This window comes from Pseudomonas sp. LBUM1664 (assembly GCF_059695895.1).
The window spans coordinates 3,398,748-3,415,381 of sequence record NZ_CP166791.1; the positions used below are offsets into that span (position 1 = coordinate 3,398,748).

General features: G+C 58.2%; 17 protein-coding genes. 7 read left to right on the forward strand and 10 right to left on the reverse strand.

Annotated elements, in window-relative coordinates:
- Positions 1 to 44: 44 nt before the first annotated feature.
- From ACA047_RS15760 to ACA047_RS15785, 6 genes are read right to left on the reverse strand one after another with little or no spacing between them, the layout of a single operon-like run.
- A complete protein-coding gene (locus tag ACA047_RS15760; protein WP_497350753.1) occupies positions 45 to 665 on the reverse strand; it encodes a hypothetical protein in 621 nt (206 codons plus the stop codon).
- Positions 666 to 675: 10 nt separating this feature from the next.
- Complete coding sequence (locus ACA047_RS15765; protein WP_497350755.1) at positions 676 to 2,157, reverse strand: aspartate aminotransferase family protein; 1,482 nt, start codon at positions 2,155 to 2,157, stop codon at positions 676 to 678.
- Positions 2,154 to 2,840, reverse strand: coding sequence for a class II aldolase/adducin family protein (locus tag ACA047_RS15770; protein WP_497350757.1), 687 nt, complete (start codon positions 2,838 to 2,840; stop codon positions 2,154 to 2,156). The genes ACA047_RS15765 and ACA047_RS15770 overlap by 4 nt, the downstream gene beginning before the upstream one ends.
- Complete coding sequence (locus ACA047_RS15775; protein WP_497350759.1) at positions 2,837 to 4,465, reverse strand: xylulokinase; 1,629 nt, start codon at positions 4,463 to 4,465, stop codon at positions 2,837 to 2,839. Before ACA047_RS15775 ends, ACA047_RS15770 begins: the two co-directional genes overlap by 4 nt.
- 10 nt (positions 4,466 to 4,475) lie before the next feature.
- Complete coding sequence (locus tag ACA047_RS15780; RefSeq protein WP_497350761.1) at positions 4,476 to 5,357, reverse strand: TorF family putative porin; 882 nt, start codon at positions 5,355 to 5,357, stop codon at positions 4,476 to 4,478.
- A 27-nt stretch (positions 5,358 to 5,384) separates the two neighbouring features.
- The gene (locus tag ACA047_RS15785; protein ID WP_497350763.1) at positions 5,385 to 5,810 is read right to left on the reverse strand and encodes a DUF2147 domain-containing protein; all 426 of its coding nucleotides are present in this window, start codon (positions 5,808 to 5,810) and stop codon (positions 5,385 to 5,387) included.
- A 169-nt stretch (positions 5,811 to 5,979) separates the two neighbouring features.
- On the opposite strand from ACA047_RS15785, the gene ACA047_RS15790 reads away from it, so the two are divergent.
- The 4 genes from ACA047_RS15790 (at position 5,980) to ACA047_RS15805 (ending at position 10,144) form a co-directional block, all read left to right on the forward strand.
- A complete protein-coding gene (locus ACA047_RS15790) occupies positions 5,980 to 6,657 on the forward strand; it encodes a TetR/AcrR family transcriptional regulator (RefSeq protein ID WP_497350765.1) in 678 nt (225 codons plus the stop codon).
- 236 nt (positions 6,658 to 6,893) lie between these two features.
- Positions 6,894 to 8,117 (forward strand): amino acid deaminase/aldolase, encoded by a 1,224-nt coding sequence (locus ACA047_RS15795; RefSeq protein WP_497350767.1) that lies wholly within the window; start codon positions 6,894 to 6,896, stop codon positions 8,115 to 8,117.
- Between the two features lie 65 nt (positions 8,118 to 8,182).
- Positions 8,183 to 9,619 carry a coniferyl aldehyde dehydrogenase gene (locus ACA047_RS15800; RefSeq protein WP_497350769.1) on the forward strand — a complete coding sequence of 479 codons (1,437 nt, stop codon included), beginning with the start codon at positions 8,183 to 8,185 and terminating at the stop codon, positions 9,617 to 9,619.
- Positions 9,620 to 9,652: 33 nt separating this feature from the next.
- The gene (locus ACA047_RS15805; protein WP_497350771.1) at positions 9,653 to 10,144 is read left to right on the forward strand and encodes a helix-turn-helix transcriptional regulator; all 492 of its coding nucleotides are present in this window, start codon (positions 9,653 to 9,655) and stop codon (positions 10,142 to 10,144) included.
- Positions 10,145 to 10,296: 152 nt separating this feature from the next.
- Here the strand turns inward: ACA047_RS15805 and ACA047_RS15810 are convergent, their stop codons facing one another.
- Together ACA047_RS15810 and ACA047_RS15815 are read right to left on the reverse strand one after the other, a co-directional pair.
- The gene (locus ACA047_RS15810) at positions 10,297 to 10,947 is read right to left on the reverse strand and encodes a LysE/ArgO family amino acid transporter (protein ID WP_497350773.1); all 651 of its coding nucleotides are present in this window, start codon (positions 10,945 to 10,947) and stop codon (positions 10,297 to 10,299) included.
- Between the two features lie 135 nt (positions 10,948 to 11,082).
- Positions 11,083 to 11,754 (reverse strand): 2OG-Fe(II) oxygenase family protein, encoded by a 672-nt coding sequence (locus tag ACA047_RS15815; RefSeq protein WP_497350775.1) that lies wholly within the window; start codon positions 11,752 to 11,754, stop codon positions 11,083 to 11,085.
- A 217-nt stretch (positions 11,755 to 11,971) separates the two neighbouring features.
- Here ACA047_RS15815 and ACA047_RS15820 point away from each other — a divergent pair, with 217 nt between their 5' ends.
- A complete protein-coding gene (locus tag ACA047_RS15820) occupies positions 11,972 to 12,664 on the forward strand; it encodes an NBR1-Ig-like domain-containing protein (protein ID WP_497350777.1) in 693 nt (230 codons plus the stop codon).
- 56 nt (positions 12,665 to 12,720) lie between these two features.
- Here ACA047_RS15820 and ACA047_RS15825 read toward each other — a convergent pair whose 3' ends face one another.
- Positions 12,721 to 13,611: an AraC family transcriptional regulator gene (locus ACA047_RS15825; protein ID WP_497350779.1), complete on the reverse strand. Its 891-nt coding sequence runs from the start codon at positions 13,609 to 13,611 to the stop codon at positions 12,721 to 12,723.
- Positions 13,612 to 13,939: 328 nt separating this feature from the next.
- On the opposite strand from ACA047_RS15825, the gene ACA047_RS15830 reads away from it, so the two are divergent.
- Both ACA047_RS15830 and ACA047_RS15835 read left to right on the forward strand, forming a co-directional pair.
- Positions 13,940 to 14,713, forward strand: a complete 774-nt coding sequence (locus ACA047_RS15830) for an L-iditol 2-dehydrogenase (protein ID WP_497350781.1) — start codon at positions 13,940 to 13,942, stop codon at positions 14,711 to 14,713.
- 211 nt (positions 14,714 to 14,924) lie between these two features.
- Positions 14,925 to 15,776 carry a CAP domain-containing protein gene (locus ACA047_RS15835; RefSeq protein WP_497350783.1) on the forward strand — a complete coding sequence of 284 codons (852 nt, stop codon included), beginning with the start codon at positions 14,925 to 14,927 and terminating at the stop codon, positions 15,774 to 15,776.
- A 95-nt stretch (positions 15,777 to 15,871) separates the two neighbouring features.
- On the opposite strand, the gene ACA047_RS15840 is transcribed toward ACA047_RS15835, so the two are convergent.
- Complete coding sequence (locus tag ACA047_RS15840) at positions 15,872 to 16,585, reverse strand: purine nucleoside phosphorylase YfiH/LACC1 family protein (protein WP_497350785.1); 714 nt, start codon at positions 16,583 to 16,585, stop codon at positions 15,872 to 15,874.
- Between the last annotated feature and the right edge of the window lie 49 nt (positions 16,586 to 16,634).

The following is a 16,634-nucleotide window of genomic DNA, read 5'->3' on the forward strand; positions in this document are numbered from 1 at the left end:
ACAGCAGACGTCATGTGCATGAGCTTTATGCCTCTTGGAATTTTTCAGTACCCACGACTTTCCGGCGGCAGTTGCCCGCTGGCAAAGCACTGAGCTGCTCGTTTCTCGTCTTTGATCAAGCGACCATTGGCGATGAAAGCCACCCACCACGGCAACCGGGTGAGCTGCGCACCCGAAGCCTTCGCCAGGGTATAAGCCTTGGCACACTTTTCAAACAGTTCGGCGTTAAGTGCCATCCTGGTGCCGGTGGTGCCCAGGCACACCGGCACGCCGCGTATAAATACCGCATTCGCGCCGCGCTCAAGCGCTTTGGGCAGCTCCTGCTCCTTGCCGGCTGGCGGGCCCATGTGCCCGATGTGCCGTGCCTGCTCATCAAACAGGATCGGCATGACACCGCCGAAATCGGCCAGGCAATTGCCGAACGCACCACCCCCTACAAGAATCGCGCCCACATCGTGACGTGCTTGGTAAATAGTCACATGGGTCTGCCTGTCGTCCTGGGATGCTACGGCCCAGTCGACCCTGAGCGGCTCAGCGCTATCCAGAGTCCCCAGCCACATCCCCGCCTCGCCTGGTAACCGCAAGGACAGGCTGGAATGCAGATTGACCTGGGTGCTCAGCCGTTGCCGCAAGTCCAGCCATTGTTGTCGAAGTACGTCTCGCATCACGCGCTCCTCACACCAGTTGGAAAACGGCGTCGAATCGCTCGAGCGCCTCGTCGATGACCTCGTCGGTATCGGCCAGGCTCGTGTAAATCCGGCTCCCCGCGAGGGTGATCAGGCCATGGGCCGTATAGGCAGCCCCCATTTCCTCCATCATGTGCTTGCGGGTTTTCGCTTCGTTACGGGCCCGTAGCAGCTTCAGCGGATTGCTGGTGTCGAGCAGCAATACACCCGATGTTTGCAAGTGCACGATGGAGCCCATGTTGTAAGCCACATACGGCAAGCCACGGCGGTTTATGATTTCCTCAAGGCCTTTACGGATCCGGTCGCCGGCACGCCCGGCCACTGCTGGTGCGTCCAGACGCCGGGCCTCCAGCAAGGCGTAATAACCTGCCACGCACGACAGCGGGTTGGCCGACAGTGTCCCGCCGACAAAGGCACGCCGCGCGGAGGTGCCGATACCGCCCGCAAGCAATTGCATGACATCCCTGCGCCCGCCAATTGCACCTGCCATCGGATAACCGCCGGTCAGGCACTTACCCAGCACGGTGATATCCGGCATGACGTTGAAGTACGCCTGCGCCCCGCCCAACCCGGCACGGAAACCGGTCACCACTTCATCGAAAATCAACAGCGCGCCGAACTCGTCACACAGTTTGCGTAACTGTCGATTGAAGTCTGGATGGACTGGACGGGTTCCACTTTCAGGCCCGAAGGGTTCGACCATCACGGCAGCGGTGCCACCGCGCAGTCGGTTGATCTGCAACCTGCGACGCAACGCGTCCAGATTATTGGGCGGGCTCTCCTGGGTATGCGCCGTGACGCCACGCGGAATGCCCACCGCCTCCATCCGGCCGGTGCCGGGCAAGCGCATCCCGTAGACAAGCTGGTCACTCCAGCCGTGGTACGCACCACCGATCTTGATCACCCATTTCTTGCGGGTATACGCGCGAGCCAGGCGAACAGCGGCCATCACCGCCTCGGTACCGGAGCCCAGTAAACGCACCATGTCCACCCCAGGCATGAGTTCGCAGACCAGCTCGGCCAACTTGACCTCATATTCATGCAGCAAACCGGTGACTGGCCCGCATTCATCGAGAATCCGGTTGACCTGTTCGCGGATGGCCGGGTGATTGGAGCCCAACAGGGTCGGCCCACCGGCCTGCAGAAAGTCGATATAACGGTTGCCATCGACATCCGTCAGGTAAGCGCCTTTGGCCTGGGAGATCGCGAGTGGGAACGGATGATTGAACGCCAGGTTGTGCTGCACACCACCCGGTATGACTTTTTTCGCCGCCTCCGAGAGACGCTTGGAGCCTTGGCAGCGCTCATCGAAATAGCCCATGACCTTGCTTAACGCCTCCCGTTTCAACGGGCGGATGGGTTGTTTGACCAGCTCATCGAAACGCCGATACAAGGTGTCGACATCGGGCCACTCTGAAACGGCTGGCGAATTCATCTGGGACAGGGTCGAAGAATGAAGAGGTTCGTTCATGATTGAGTCTCTGAAAGATTCTGTGGGCTGCTGACAGCGTGAGATGAGGCCACGGCCAAAGCGTCGATCAAACGCGCCACAGCCCTTTGCGATTCAGGTCGGTCTCGTGCATGCGCATTGATCTGGTCCACCAGATGATTGCGGCAAAGCGTCTCGAGGTCTTCCAGGCGACCTAACGTCGTATCGATGTCCGGACCACAACAAAGCACACCGTGGTTGCGCATCAGGTAGGCGTTGTATTCGCGGCGTATGGCCCGCTCCAGCTTGCTCGCCAACCAACGGGTCCCTGAAGGGGCATAGCCCACCAGTGGGATACGCTGGCCCAGTGATTTCCATAGCTGCGGGTAACCGACTTCCAACGGTTTACCCAGCAGCGTGCAGGCACTGGCCAGCGGTTGATGGGTATGGATGCTGCAATTCACATCCGGGCGATTGCGCAAAATCTTGGCATGCAGGCCGCTTTCGACAGAGGGCGCACGCTCACCCGATATTTGTACCAGGTCCTTGAGCCGCAGCACGCAGACGTCTTCAGGGCGCATGCTGAAATAATCGGTGGCCGACGGCGTGACGGCGATATGCAGCGCGTCAATGCGCAATGCCAGATTTCCACCGGTGGCGGCGAAAAAACCGCGCCGTGACAGATGACGCGATAAGTCGACAATTCTCTGTTGAACATTGCTCATGAGGCAGTCTCCTGCGATGGGTTCAAGCGGCGATAAAGCGGAGCAAGCCGCTTGCGCACTTCCTTGAACGTGGCGAAACGATCGTCATAAAGTGCTCGCGTGTTGCGCGAGGGCTCGTACAGCCGATGGGACCGTTGCAAGGTGGGCAGGTCTTGGAACTGCAACTTCCCAAGGGCGACCGCGGCGATGAACGCAGCACCACGGGCGTTGGTCTGGATGGGGTTGTCGGGTTGCTGGATCACATGGCCGGTGACATCGGCCATGATCTGGCACCACACATCCGATTGGGCGCCACCGCCCGTGGCCACGATGACCTCGTTCGATCGGCCGAGGAAACGCGAGAAAGGCTCCAGCATCCATCGAGTGTTGAGGGCGACGCCTTCCATGAATGCACGAATGATGTCTTCTCGTGAATGCTCGAGTTTCAGATTGAACAAACCTGCACGCAGGCTCGGGTCACCGACCGGGGACCGTTCGCCACACAGCCAGGGCGTGTAAATCAGCCCTCGCGCGCCTGGCGGTACCCTTGCCGCAATACGGTCCAGCAAGGCATACACATCCGGTTGTTGCTCGTCGCTGAGCAACTCGTCCGGGTGATACAACACCTTGTCTCGTAGAAACGAAAGGTTTGCCCCGGCGGCCGACTGCATGGCCAAGGCCAGGTACCGGCCGTTGACGGCGCTCGGCACGGCCGCAATGTGGTGGCGGACACTGGACTTCTTGAACGGCACATGAGCGCCCACCCAGGAGGATGTTCCCAAATACAGGTGCGAGGCGTAATCACTCACCGCGGCCCCTACTGCCACGGCAGAAGTGTCTACCGCACCAGCCACCACTTGGGTCTCTCGAGAAAGCCCCAGCGCATCGGCCAGTTCGGGAAGCAGATGACCGATGACTTCGGTCGAGCTCACCAGCTCCGGCAGTTTGCCTGCGTCAACACCGAGGGCCCGTACCAGGCTGTCGTCATAACGAATGCGATGAGGGTCGCGGTTATCCGTGATCCAGGACGTCAGTATCGAATCACCCGTGGCGCAAAACCGACCGGACAACCGCAAGTTCATGTAGTCGAGCACATTCAGGAACTTGTGGGTTTGTTCATATCGCAGCGGCTCATGGTCAAGGACATACGCCATGTGTCCGGCCGAATCCATGCCGGACAATGACGCGACCCCGCCGGTCAAGCGCAATGAACGCCAGAGCTTGAGAGGGTCATAACCGGACAGACTGAACCGCCCCCCACCCATACGACGCTTGACTGCCGCAGCCCCGCGCTTGTCCAGCCACAGCATCGCTCGACCAATGGCCACCCCATCCCGATCAACGCAGACCGTCCCCTCGCTTTGGGTCGAGCAGCACACGGCAATCACCTGTCGGCGCCTGACCCTATCGCTGCCGAGCAATTCAGTGGCGCCGCGCATGAAAGCATTCCACCAATCCTGCGGCTCCTGCTCGGCACTCAAGCCACTGACATGCAAGGGCACACTGTGGAAGGCCCATGCACGTATTTCTCCGTCAAGAGAAACCAGCGCGCACTTGCAGCCAGACGTCCCGAGATCGACCGCAAGGACGAGTTGCTCCAGCCCAGTCGCCGTTTCAGGCTCCTGAGAAAAGAATAGCGAGGTCATAAAGAGATACTCAGAATAGACGGGAAACCGAAAAGACCCAACTGTCGTCGTCCGTCGCCCGCGTGTGTCCATCATCGTCGGCCAGGTACAACTCGCGAGCCCGGGTCTTGGCGGTCACCCAATCAACCCCCCAGTCAAAGCCCAACCAGCGATGCACCAGGCCCACGCTGTAATCGGCAAAGTTCGCTTCGGAGAAGTTCTCGATCTGTTGGTAACCGGCGTGCAGTTTCAACGTGGTGTTAATACCCAGCTCGTATTTGTAGTCCAGGTCATAGAGCATGCTGCCGCGGGAGTTGCGATCGCCCTTGGCATAACACTCCAGCCCTTTTGTCGGGTCTTCGCGGTACTGCAACAGCGTCCCGCAGACGCCTCCGGTATTGGCGCCGCGATAGGTTTTTGAAAGCACCCGGGCGACCCGCCCTTCCAGTGCGCCGTAGCCCATTTCCAACACCGCGAACTGGCTGTTGTAGTTTGTGGTGCGCTCGTCTGTCAGCGTGGAGGTGTCAGAGTCGAATTTATTTGGGGCCCTGAACTGGGCGCCGGGAAACATTTCGCTCGCCAGCCCCAGGCCGAAGTGCCAGGCATCTGGGTCGCCGAAGCGATAGCCGCCCGCGAGCAGTACCCCGGCGCCGTCGCCCTCCAGGAACTGCTTTTTGCTCACTGTTGTGAATTCTGCGAGCGCCACCAAGCCGCTTTCATGAGCGATCTGAACGGTGACTTTGGCGCCCGGTCGATTCAACGAGTCGGATACGCCGCGAGTCCGAATGTCGGAACTGATCTTTGCCGTGACATCCACTGCATAGCTGGCAAATTCGTCCGCCAGAACCAGCGAGGGGGTTACGATGGACAGCAGCAAGGCCGCCATCGAGTGATGGATAATCGTTGCACGCATGATGTTCTCCCACCAAGAAGGTCAGGTTTACAATTTGCAAACCGGTGTAGGAGGCAGTGTGTCGATATGTTCGAATTGCTCTGTCCTGCCCAGAATCTCGGCACCGACGAAAGCCCTTACGTTGAGATAACCTTCCTTGACTCGAACGATGCCTTTATATTTTTTATGATCGCGAGGGTCGTAGACCCACCCATCGCGCCAGGCGTCCTGTTCATAACGATTCAATTGCATGATCTGGACACCGCAATCACTCGTGACTGATGCGGCGTCCTTTACCCAAACGATCTGTCCACAGATTGCGCCAACCTTCGTCGCACAATCGTCGAGCTTGATGACCGCATCCTTTTCTGCGGTGAGCCATAGTCCTTTGGCGTCCAGCGGGCCAGTCCCTGCAAAGCTTCTGGTGGAGCACATCAAAACCAGAGAGAGGAAGAGCAATTGCCGTGCGTTCATAGCCGTACCCCTATTTTTTGTTTTAGAAAGTTAGAAAGACCGTCACACAAACGACCTATCGGATATGATAGTCATCGCTACACGATAGTTATAACTATCATTATGGGGCGAATCAACTATTTTTTTACCCTGCTATCCTTGCTTTCATTTTTTTTCGTAAAGGGCACCCATGGCTAAGCTAAAAACCCTGCCGTCTCCTGCCGCTGCCAGCGCAGAGGCACCGGAACGCAAAAAACTCCCCGCGCAGCAGCGGGCCACCGAAACCTATGAGCGAATTCTCGCGGCGACGGCTGAAACCCTCTGTGACGTAGGAATAGAGCGCCTGTCGACGAACCTGGTGTGTGAGCGCGCAGGCCTCACCCCGCCGGCGCTGTATCGCTACTTCCCCAACAAGTACGCCTTGCTGAGCGTGCTGGGCGAGCGTTTGCTAGAAAAGCAGAACGAAAGAATCGGTCACTGGATCACGCAAGACCTGTTGACCGGCACCCCAGATCAGTTGGAGCAGGCACTCGCCGACCTGATTCTGGATACCTATCGGGTGACACAGGCGACCTTGGGGGGGATGTGGATTCTCAAGGCGCTACGGGCGGTCCCAGCCTTGGAACACGTCAGGCTCGACTCCCACCGTCGAGTTGCCAGCGCCCAAGCACAAATCATGACGGCGTCCTTTCCGTTGGCTGATCCGCACACCCTTTCAACCGTCGCCAGAGTTGCCGTAGAGATGATCCACGCGACAGTTGAGCTGTTATTTGACGAGACCTTGGACCCCAAGGAAGTCTGCGCCATGGTGGCGGCGATGATAGTCAGTCATCTGGACCGGATCGGCCCCGTCGATGCGGCCGGATGACCGGCAGTTCTCACCTGCCCCCCTCACCTTCAATTCGTCCCACTCCCCACCTGCAGACGCCGTCAAACTGCTGGTGCGGGAGGACGGGTTATTCGGCAGCAAATGTCTGATGCTGTCCTCTTAAGACCCCCTGATGGTTCCTGCCTGCCCTTTTTGAGCCCGTTGGCGTCCTTTACGCTTGATCGTACGAGACAAGTTGCGCCAATCCTTCACCCGTTGATCCCATCGGAAAGCTCATGAGCTCAGACGCAAAACCCGCCCTGAAAGACTCCGTCCGCGATTACAACTATTACTGTGGAGTCTTGGCCGCCCAACATTTGCCTGCCGCCTTCATTGATCTGGACCATTTATTGATGAACCTGCACCGAATGGGATTGCGTGCGGGTCAACTGCCTGTGCGGCTGGTCACCAAGTCGGTGCGCTGCGTGGAGATGATTCGCACGATTATGGCTGCCGGGCCATTTATGAAGGGCTTGCTGTGTTACTCCGCAGCAGAAGCCGCCTGGCTGGCTGGCCAGGGATTTGACGACATTGTCGTGGCTTACCCCACGGTCGATGGGAGGGACATTCGAAACGTCGCCCATCAACTTCGCCAGGGCCGATCAATCACCTTGATGGTCGATCATCTGTCGCAAGTCATGGCGATTAATGAAATAGGTATGGCAGAAGGCGTCGTCATCCCGCTGTCCATCGATCTGGACATGTCGTCGGATTTTCCCGGTCTTTATTTTGGCGTACACCGCTCCCCCATCAAGGATGTCGCCAGTGCGCTGAAGTTGGCTGATCACATTGCCGCACGCCAGGGCGTCGTGCTTGAAGGGCTCATGGGATACGAAGGGCAGATCGCCGGCCTGATGGACAATGTGCCGGGGCAAGCCTTGAAGAATGCCGTCATCCGTTGCCTCAAGCGAAGATCCATTCGAGAGGTTAACAGGCGACGCCAGCAGGTCGTGAAAGCGTTGCTGGGCGCGGGGCATACGCTGCGATTTGTGAATGGCGGTGGAACGGGTAGTTTCGAGAGCACCCGTGACGACGCCTCGGTCACCGAGTTGGCCGCAGGTTCCGGGCTTTATGCACCCATGCTATTCGACCACTACCGCGATTTTGAACTGCTGCCTGCCGCCGGGTTTGCCCTGACCGTCACGCGCATCCAGGATCCGGGCGTGATGGTTTGTTCCGGCGGCGGCTACATCGCTTCCGGGCCAGCCGGCAAAGACCGTTTGCCCCAACCCTGGTTGCCCACCGGTTGCAGGCTGATCGACAACGAGGCTGCCGGCGAGGTGCAAACCCCATTGCGCCACACCCTGACACGTCCGTTGAACATCGGTGACCCCGTCCTGTTCCGTCATGCCAAGGCCGGCGAACTCTGCGAGCGATTCAATGAACTTCTGCTTATCCGCAACGGGCAAGTGATGAATCGTGTTCCCACTTATCGTGGCGAAGGTAAACATTTTTTCTGACGGTATCGATTCTCACATCTGCCAAGTCATCTCCTCAGGGCACAGCGCCAAAGGGACAACAACCCATGAATCATCCAGCACGCATAACGCCTCCTTCGCTCATTCACACCGACGAACTCACGCCACTATTTAAAGCGCAGCAGCAAGCCGTTCGCACGAACGGCGCACCCACCTATAAACAACGCATCGCAGACTTGAATGCCGTATTGCACCTGGTCAAAGCCAATCAGGACCTGCTCCTGGAAGCGGTCTGTGCAGACTTCGGCAATCGTTCATTTTCCGAAACCAAACTCAGCGAGCTGATGCCCATCGTCAACGGCATCAAGCATATTCGCTCTCACCTCAAAGCCTGGATGCGCCCCAGCACACGCAAGGTCGGCGTGGCATTCAAGCCGGCAAGTGCCAAAGTCATGTATCAACCGCTTGGCGTCGTGGGCATTCTGGCACCGTGGAATTACCCGCTGACGCTGACATTGGCACCGCTTGTAGAAGCCCTGGCGGCTGGCAACAGAGTCATGATCAAACCGTCGGAACTGACGCCGCGCACTGCGCAACTGCTCAAGCGACTGATCGGAGAGACCTTCCCTGCCGAGCAAGTCACGGTAGTGACGGGCGATGCGGCCCTGGCCGGTCGCTTCAGTGAACTGCCCTTCGATCACCTCCTGTTCACCGGCTCGACGAATATCGGGCGTCAGGTCATGGCTGCCGCTGCGCGCAACCTGACCCCGGTGACACTTGAACTGGGGGGTAAATCGCCGGTGGTGATTGGTGCTGATTTCCCTTTGAAGAAAGTTGCACGTCTGGTGGCCATCGGCAAACTCTTCAACGCGGGTCAAACCTGTGTAGCACCTGACTATGTGATGATCCCGCGTCACCTCGTCGACACGTTCGCGGCTGAGTGGGTGGACGCTGCGAAAACGCTGTACCCGACGATTGAAGGGAACCCGGACTACACCACCATCATCTCTTCGCGTCACTACGAACGCCTGTTGAAAATGATCGACCAGGCCCGTGCGTCTGGCGCCAGGATCTGGCAGCACGGCTCGCTCAGCAAGACCGATGAACGCAAGATTCCGCCCACCCTCCTCACTGATGTACCGCTCGACGCAGACGTGATGCGCGAAGAAATTTTCGGGCCGTTACTGCCAATCATTGCCTACGACAACCTCGACCAGGCCATCGATTTTATCAACGCTCGCCCTAAACCGCTGGCCCTGTATTGCTTTTCGCACAACGCCGCGTTCGTTGATCGGGTGCTGGAGCAGACGCGTTCCGGCGGCGTAACGATCAACGGCACGATGTTGCACGCCACCCAGGATGATCTGCCCTTTGGTGGTGTAGGCGACAGCGGGACCGGTGCCTATCACGGGTATGAAGGGTTTGTTCGCCTGTCCCACGCCCGAGGCGTGTTCAAGGTGAGCCGCTTGAACATCGTCGACAAAGTCTCGGCCCCCTACGGGCAGCTAGCGCGCCTGGTGACCCGACTGATGCTTGGCAAATAACCTACCGCATCGTCTCGCTACGCCAAAGCCGACTTGCCGGCGAGTTTGCTGCGCAGCCTGGCAGACATGAACGCCGATGAAACCATCGTTTCAATGGGCCTGGTTGGCGATGCCATGTTGAGCGCCACCTTGGGCAATGCCATCGCCAAACATGATTCGCTGAGCAATAGGCAAGTACTGGAGTTGCTTGAAATGAGTACACAACGCCAATCCAGCGAGAATGAGCTCATCGAGTCCATTGAACGAATCCTGCGCCGTGACCTAAGCACGACCATAAGCCTGTCATCCGTCGCCTCGCAACTGTGCATGAGCGATCGGACCTTGCGTCGTCGGCTGGCGGAATACGGCGTGTCCTACCAGGCCATACTGGACGATCTGCGCAAGCACCGCGCGCTGTCCTTATTGAACAACTCACGCCTGACACTCGATGAAGTGGCCTACGAGGTCGGGTTCAGCGACGCTCACAATTTTCGCCGAGCGTTCAAACGCTGGACGGGGCATGGGCCCCTACGAACAATGTCCTGAGATGCACTGCCATGCAAACCTCGCCACAAGCGCATCTTCATGTGCGCCGAAGGGCGTCCCGGGTTGTCGTTCATGAGAACGCAGACAGGGATGAGACGGACTATCGGGGGTTATAAAAGGACTTTTCATCAAGGCAAAGCTCAGGCGGGTGCCTAAGTAGCTTGCAACGCCAGAAAGTCCCCGACCAACATATAGGCCAGGTAGACCATTAACAGTGCGACCCCGGCATCCAGCAGCCGCCAGACCTGGTTGGAGCGGAACAACACCGTCAACCGCTGGCTACCTAGGGCCAGAACGACAAACCAGAGCAAAGACGCCGTCATCGCCTCCGAGGCAAAAAAAGTTTGCTGGTCCAGAGGTTTGGCGGCACCGATGGAGCCAATCAACACCACGGTATCCAGCCAGGCATATGGATTGGCAAAACCGAGCATGAGCGCGTTCAGCAACAGCCCCCGCGTGCGACCACCGGCATTCAAGACCTCAGGCATGGATTGATCGCGAATACAGGCTAGCAATCGTTGCCCGCCGAACCACAGCAGATACAGCGCCCCGCCCAGCAACATCAACGGCACCAGACCGGGGCGACTGCTCAACAGGGATCCCAAACCGCTGACACCGAGGGCGATTAATACGATATCGGCCAATACACAGATGGCCACTACCCCCCAGACAGGACCGCGACTGACACCCTGGCGAATCACCAGGGTGTCTTTGGGGCCGGGTGCGGCGAACAAACCAATACCCAATAACAGGCCTTCAAGGTACAGCGTGTTGAAGTAAAGGGTCATGGCGTGTTTGGGCACTTATTATTCAAGCAAGTTGAAGGGGGTGATTGCCGAAGCTGGTAGGCCGGGCATTGGCGACCCCGTTCAGGTTGATCGGCTGCCGGCGATAGAAACCCATCAGCCTCTGCTCGGTACTCGGGTTGACGAAGTAGATCAACGAGCTACGGGGTGTTGGGGAGTAAGGACGGCATGGTAGGCCGCCGGGATGGAGCAGTCCGACAGCTCAGTCAGTAACGAACCGGCTAGTACAGCCATTTCGTTATCCAGTAAGCGCACTGGCTCTAGAGACCGCCCCCGGACAAGCACCAACCCATCGCGGTTCGGCTTGATGAACGACAGCATATGCCCGTCCTCATGGGGGTCCTGGGCAAACTGGCGTTGAACCTGGGGAGCCTGCGTGCCGTATACACAACGTTGCAAATATGACGCAGCACGCAATGGCGCAAGGGGCGGCACCCCAAACTCATCGCAGATGCCATCCATCAATTGCTGGGCCAATTCATTAATCTGTGTTTCATAGTCATTTATCGCCGCGAAAAACTCACTGCGCAGAAACTCGTGTCCATGGTGCTTGGCCTGGTGTGCCGACCAATAACAGAAGCGCTCGCACATATCCGGTTGGTCTTCGACCTGTGAGTACTCTGCACCAAATGGGAAAAACCCATCCGTGTCCGAGGCAAAACTGAACGAAGCTTTGGTTGCGGCAGGAACGGATGAATACCCATCGAGAATTTTTCTGTAACTTCGCAGCAAGGCATCCGGGATTTGCAAGGTGCCAAACCCCGAGCGAGCAATGGATTCACAGCAGCTTTTAATCTGATTCATGGGGGATCTCCGTAGGTAGGTGGAAGCAACGCAACAACCGCTTCATGCGCAGGCATGCAAACAACTACGACGTTGGATGCGTTTTCTCCGCCGTCCCTGATAACTTCGCCGGCAGGCATTAAGTCTTAATGGCAACAGGCTCGTTGTGACGGGCAATTTGTCTTTTTTAGCGCACACGTTGAAGATGGCTATCTTAAAATGGATACCAACCTCCACTATGAGCATAAGAACGCGGGACACCCTCAAATCACTGGTTGTGCGACGCAGCCGAGAACTGGGCAAGACCATGACAACCCTGGCCAAGGAAGCGGGTATCTCCAGGACCTACCTGTATGGCCTGGCCGACGGCAACTCCAAGGATCCTTCGGTGCGCATCCTGGTCAAACTGGCCAAGGTGCTTCAAGTATCACCCTTGCTGCTGTTTCGCTATTTCGCTGACCTGGCTGGAGCGCCACCCACCGCTTCGTCACTGACCAGTACCAATCGGTCAACGGGCTTCAATGACCCAAGTGATGTAGCGGTGTTCAACGCCGATGTCACAACCCCCGACCACACCGTGGTGCTGCCAGGAGAGGTCTTTGAAAAAACCTGGGAGATCCAAAACCTGGGATCGCGCCCCTGGCGTGGCCGCAAACTGGTACGCGTCGACGGCGAATACGTGATCGCCCGCCGCCCTCCTGGCGGATCATCCCTGGAGGTGATCATGGACGCGCACCTCAACAGCCTGCATCGGGAAATCCCCATCGCCGAGACCCTGCCCGGGCAACCGGTGCGCATCAGCGTATCGTTTGCCGCACCTCACGAGACTTGTACGGTGGCGTCTATCTGGCGGATTGAGGATTCAGAAGGACGACCGTGTTATGGACCGGGGTTTGTTTTACACGTGGTGGTGACGGTGATGGCGCGGTGAGATCTGCGGCCCTGCTCGCTGGCCCGGGCGACTCGATGCTCCATGTAGCGAGGATGTTAAGCGCCCCGACGATATTCACTGGGCGTCTGGTTCATCTCGATGCGGAAATGCCGGTTGAAGTTGGACAGGTTGTTGTAACCCACTTCAAAACAGATATCGGTCACCGGCATTTCACTGTGCAACAGCAACCGGCACGCTCGTTGAACCCGCAGTTTGCGCATCAGGTCGATAAACCCATGCCCGGTGATGCGTTTGAAGAAACGTGAGAAGCCGGGCTCGCTCATCTCCAATTGCCGAGCGATCACTGACAGGCGCAGATCGCCGGTGAGTTCAGCCTGCAGATACTCGAACGCTTTGTGAATACGCTCGCAGCTGCGGGCATCCAGGGTTGGCGCGTAGCAAGGGCTCGCCAGGCACAACGCCTCATTTTCAGGGGCTCGGCTGAGGGTGTCGAGCAATTGCAGAAACAGCGCCAGCCGGCCCAGCCCTTGGGCCGCCCCGATGGCCTCCAGCAGGTTCGCAGCTTTTGCGGCGGTGCCGCCGCTGAAAGCCAAACCACGCCGAGCCCGTTCGAACAGCGTGTGTAAATCCCCCAGTTCGGGCAGAGTCTGGCGCAGGGTCAGCAAGGTTGCACCGTCGAACTGCAGCACCACGTCTCGCCCGGTCAAATGCTCCTCCGGCTCCAGGTCGCCCATCCAGTCGTGGGGCAAGTGCGGACCGATCATCGCCACATGGCCGGGGCCGAACGGGCCGATGTAGTCGCCCACCAGCAATTTGCCGCTGCCCTGGCGAATGAGGTGGATTTCAAATTCGGGGTGGTGGTTCCAACGCGCCATCGGGTACGGATAATCGTGCTCGTACCAGCGAAAACTGTGCTCGGGCTCAGGTAGGATGATTTCCAGTTCAGCCGGTCGCTGCTCGAACAAAGGCGTTCGGTGATCAGGCATGGCGCGCCTCTTTATCGTTATAGGCGAGCACCTTACGCTGGGTGTACCCCGGTTCGCCAGCCTTGGCCTGCCCACCCACTGATACTTTTTTAACCCGCTATAGCGGCGCTTGCGAGTGTTAAAAAAGTATCACCGTACAATCCGCCCAGCGTTTGTCCAGCTTCCTGGGCGCTGCTGTAATCGGTTTGTCATCAGTCACTGGGTCGGCTCGACGTTTACCACCGCCCTCACCGATGTCCCAAGAAGTCACCGTTGGCAGCGTTTTTTTGTGGCCAGAGGATGTGTGCACTCCTCTGCTGATTTTTTATTATTTAAGGCAGGACACCCCATGAAACGACTGGAAGGAAAAAGTGCGCTGGTGACCGGGGCCGCCCGCGGTATCGGCAGGACGTTTGCCCAGGCCTACATCAACGAAGGGGCGACGGTGGCGATTGCCGATATCGACCTTGAGCGGGCCCAAGCAACCGCCACCGAACTGGGTGAAGGCGCCTACGCGGTAGAAATGGACGTGACCGACCAGACTTCAATCGACCAGGCCATCGATGCGGTTGTGGCCCGGGCGGGTAAGCTGGATATCCTGATCAATAACGCGGCGCTGTTCGATCTGGCGCCCATCGTGCAAATCACGCGTCAGAGCTACGAGCGCCTGTTTTCCATCAACGTCGCCGGCACCCTGTTTACGCTACAGGCTGCGGCCCGGCAGATGATTGGCCAGGGTCATGGCGGCAAAATCATCAACATGGCGAGCCAGGCCGGCCGGCGGGGCGAGGCGTTGGTGGCGGTTTATTGCGCCACCAAGGCGGCGGTGATCAGCCTGACTCAGTCTGCCGGGCTGGATTTGATCAAGCATCGCATCAACGTCAACGCCATCGCTCCCGGCGTGGTGGATGGCGAACACTGGGACGGGGTGGATGCGCTGTTCGCCCGCCATGAAAACCTGCCGCTGGGGGAAAAGAAGCGCCAGGTCGGCCAACAGGTACCTTATGGCCGGATGGGCACCGCAGACGACCTCACAGGCATGGCGATTTTCCTGGCCTCGGCCGAGAGTGAGTATGTGGTGGCGCAGACTTATAACGTCGATGGAGGGAACTGGATGAGCTGATGGGCTCCTAAAAAGCGTTCCTGTTGCAGTTTTATTGCCTTGAAACGACGGAAATGGACTTATTCGCCTGAAAATTGATCCCACTACTTGAGGATTATCCGAACGGTACCAAACGGCACCGCTCAAAGGGATTCAAAAGAGCGTGAATACCGTTGCCCCAGCGGGGCAAAAATTGCGCATCATAGGCGCCGTCCGCTCAAGGGAGATTTACATGCGTGCCATTTTATCCGTCATGCGTCTTGCTGTGCTGTCGCTGGGGCTGGCGTTCGCCGCCGGTGCCCTGGCCACCGAAGAGACGCAACTGGTCGAGACCATCAACCTTTACCGCAGCCAGTCCCAAAGCTGCGCGGGCCAGGCCTCGCTGGAGTTGCCGCCGCTGGCAATGGACACACGGCTGATCCTGTCGACCAATGGCATCGGTGACCTGCAGCAGGCGCTGGCGCGGGCGGCCTATCCAATGGTCAATGTGCAGGCCATCAGTTTGTCCGGGCCACGGGACGCACAAGCGGCGATGAAGGCGATACAGGAAAGCTTTTGCCAAGTGGTGCTGGACCCGCAGTTCGTTGACATCGGCGTCAGCCGCCTGGATCGCGAATGGCGCATCGTGCTGGCGCGCCCTCTGCTGTCGGCGCGCCTGGGGGACTGGCAAGCCGAAGGCCAGAAACTGCTCAAGCTGATCAACAGCGCCCGTGCCCAGCCACGCCGCTGCGGCACCGAAGCCTTCGCCGCCACCACGCCACTGGCCTGGAACGCCACCCTGGCCCTGGCTGCTGTCACCCACACCCGGGCCATGGCCAACAACAATTTCTTCGACCACAAGGACCGCGATGGCCGCATGCCGGGCGACCGAGCGGAACTGGCCGGCTACCTCGGCCAGTTGATCGGCGAAAACATCGCCGCCGGGCAGGACACGGCCCTAAAAGTGGTGGACGGCTGGCTGGCAAGCCCGGGGCACTGCGCCAACCTGATGAACCCGCAGTTCCGTGAGCTGGGCGCCGGGTATGCGGTAGACCCGAAAAGCGATGCGGGGATCTATTGGACGGCAATGTTCGGTACCCAATAACCACCGGCCTGTGGCGAGGGGATTTATCCCCGCTGGGTCGCGAAGCGGCCCCAAATTATCCAACCTCAGCGCAAATGTTGGATGTGCCATCGTTATCAGTTGCTCAGGGGCAACGAACGGATCCACGAATATTGAAAAGTCTTTGGTTCTGACTGGTGCTGGCGCCGTCTATAACTTCCAAACCCGAGATTTGAACAGTAAGTGCACATCGCGCAGTCTTCTATCTGCCGAGGGTGTAGCCCTTCAGCGATCAAGAGATAAGTACAATACCTAGAAAGACTGAGCCAGGCTTCTCCATGAGTCGCCACGGCAGAACTCACATGATGAGCGGGCCGACGAAAAGACCATGGAGGTTGATCCACAGGCCACATCTTGCCGTGGATATTTTCCAGGTCACCCGTCATCTGAAAAGGTACCTCATAGCAGCAGTCCATGATGCAAGGACCCAGGGCCACTCTCAGGCTACCTTTGTCGATGCCGGCAAGGGAAAAGGCATCGAAGGCATTTTTTATAATACCCTCCGACAAACCTCTCCAACCTCCATGGATCGCAGCAACGAAGGGTTCAGAGACAGAACTCACCAGAACAGGCAGGCAGTCTGCGGTGATGATAGAAACAGGTCGGGAAGACTTGGTAAAAACGGCATCACCGGTGATCGACCCCGTGACGTCGTCGACACACACCTCAACCACCTTATTAGAATGTTTTTGTTGCAGCCGTAATGTATCAGCAGGCATCCCACCTGCCACAGTCGAGCCAAAGCAATGCTCAATGTTATCAATCGCTGATAACGTCTCGGAAAAATGCATAACAGCTCACCTGATCCCAAAAACTGTTCTTACCCTCAATAGTGCGGGA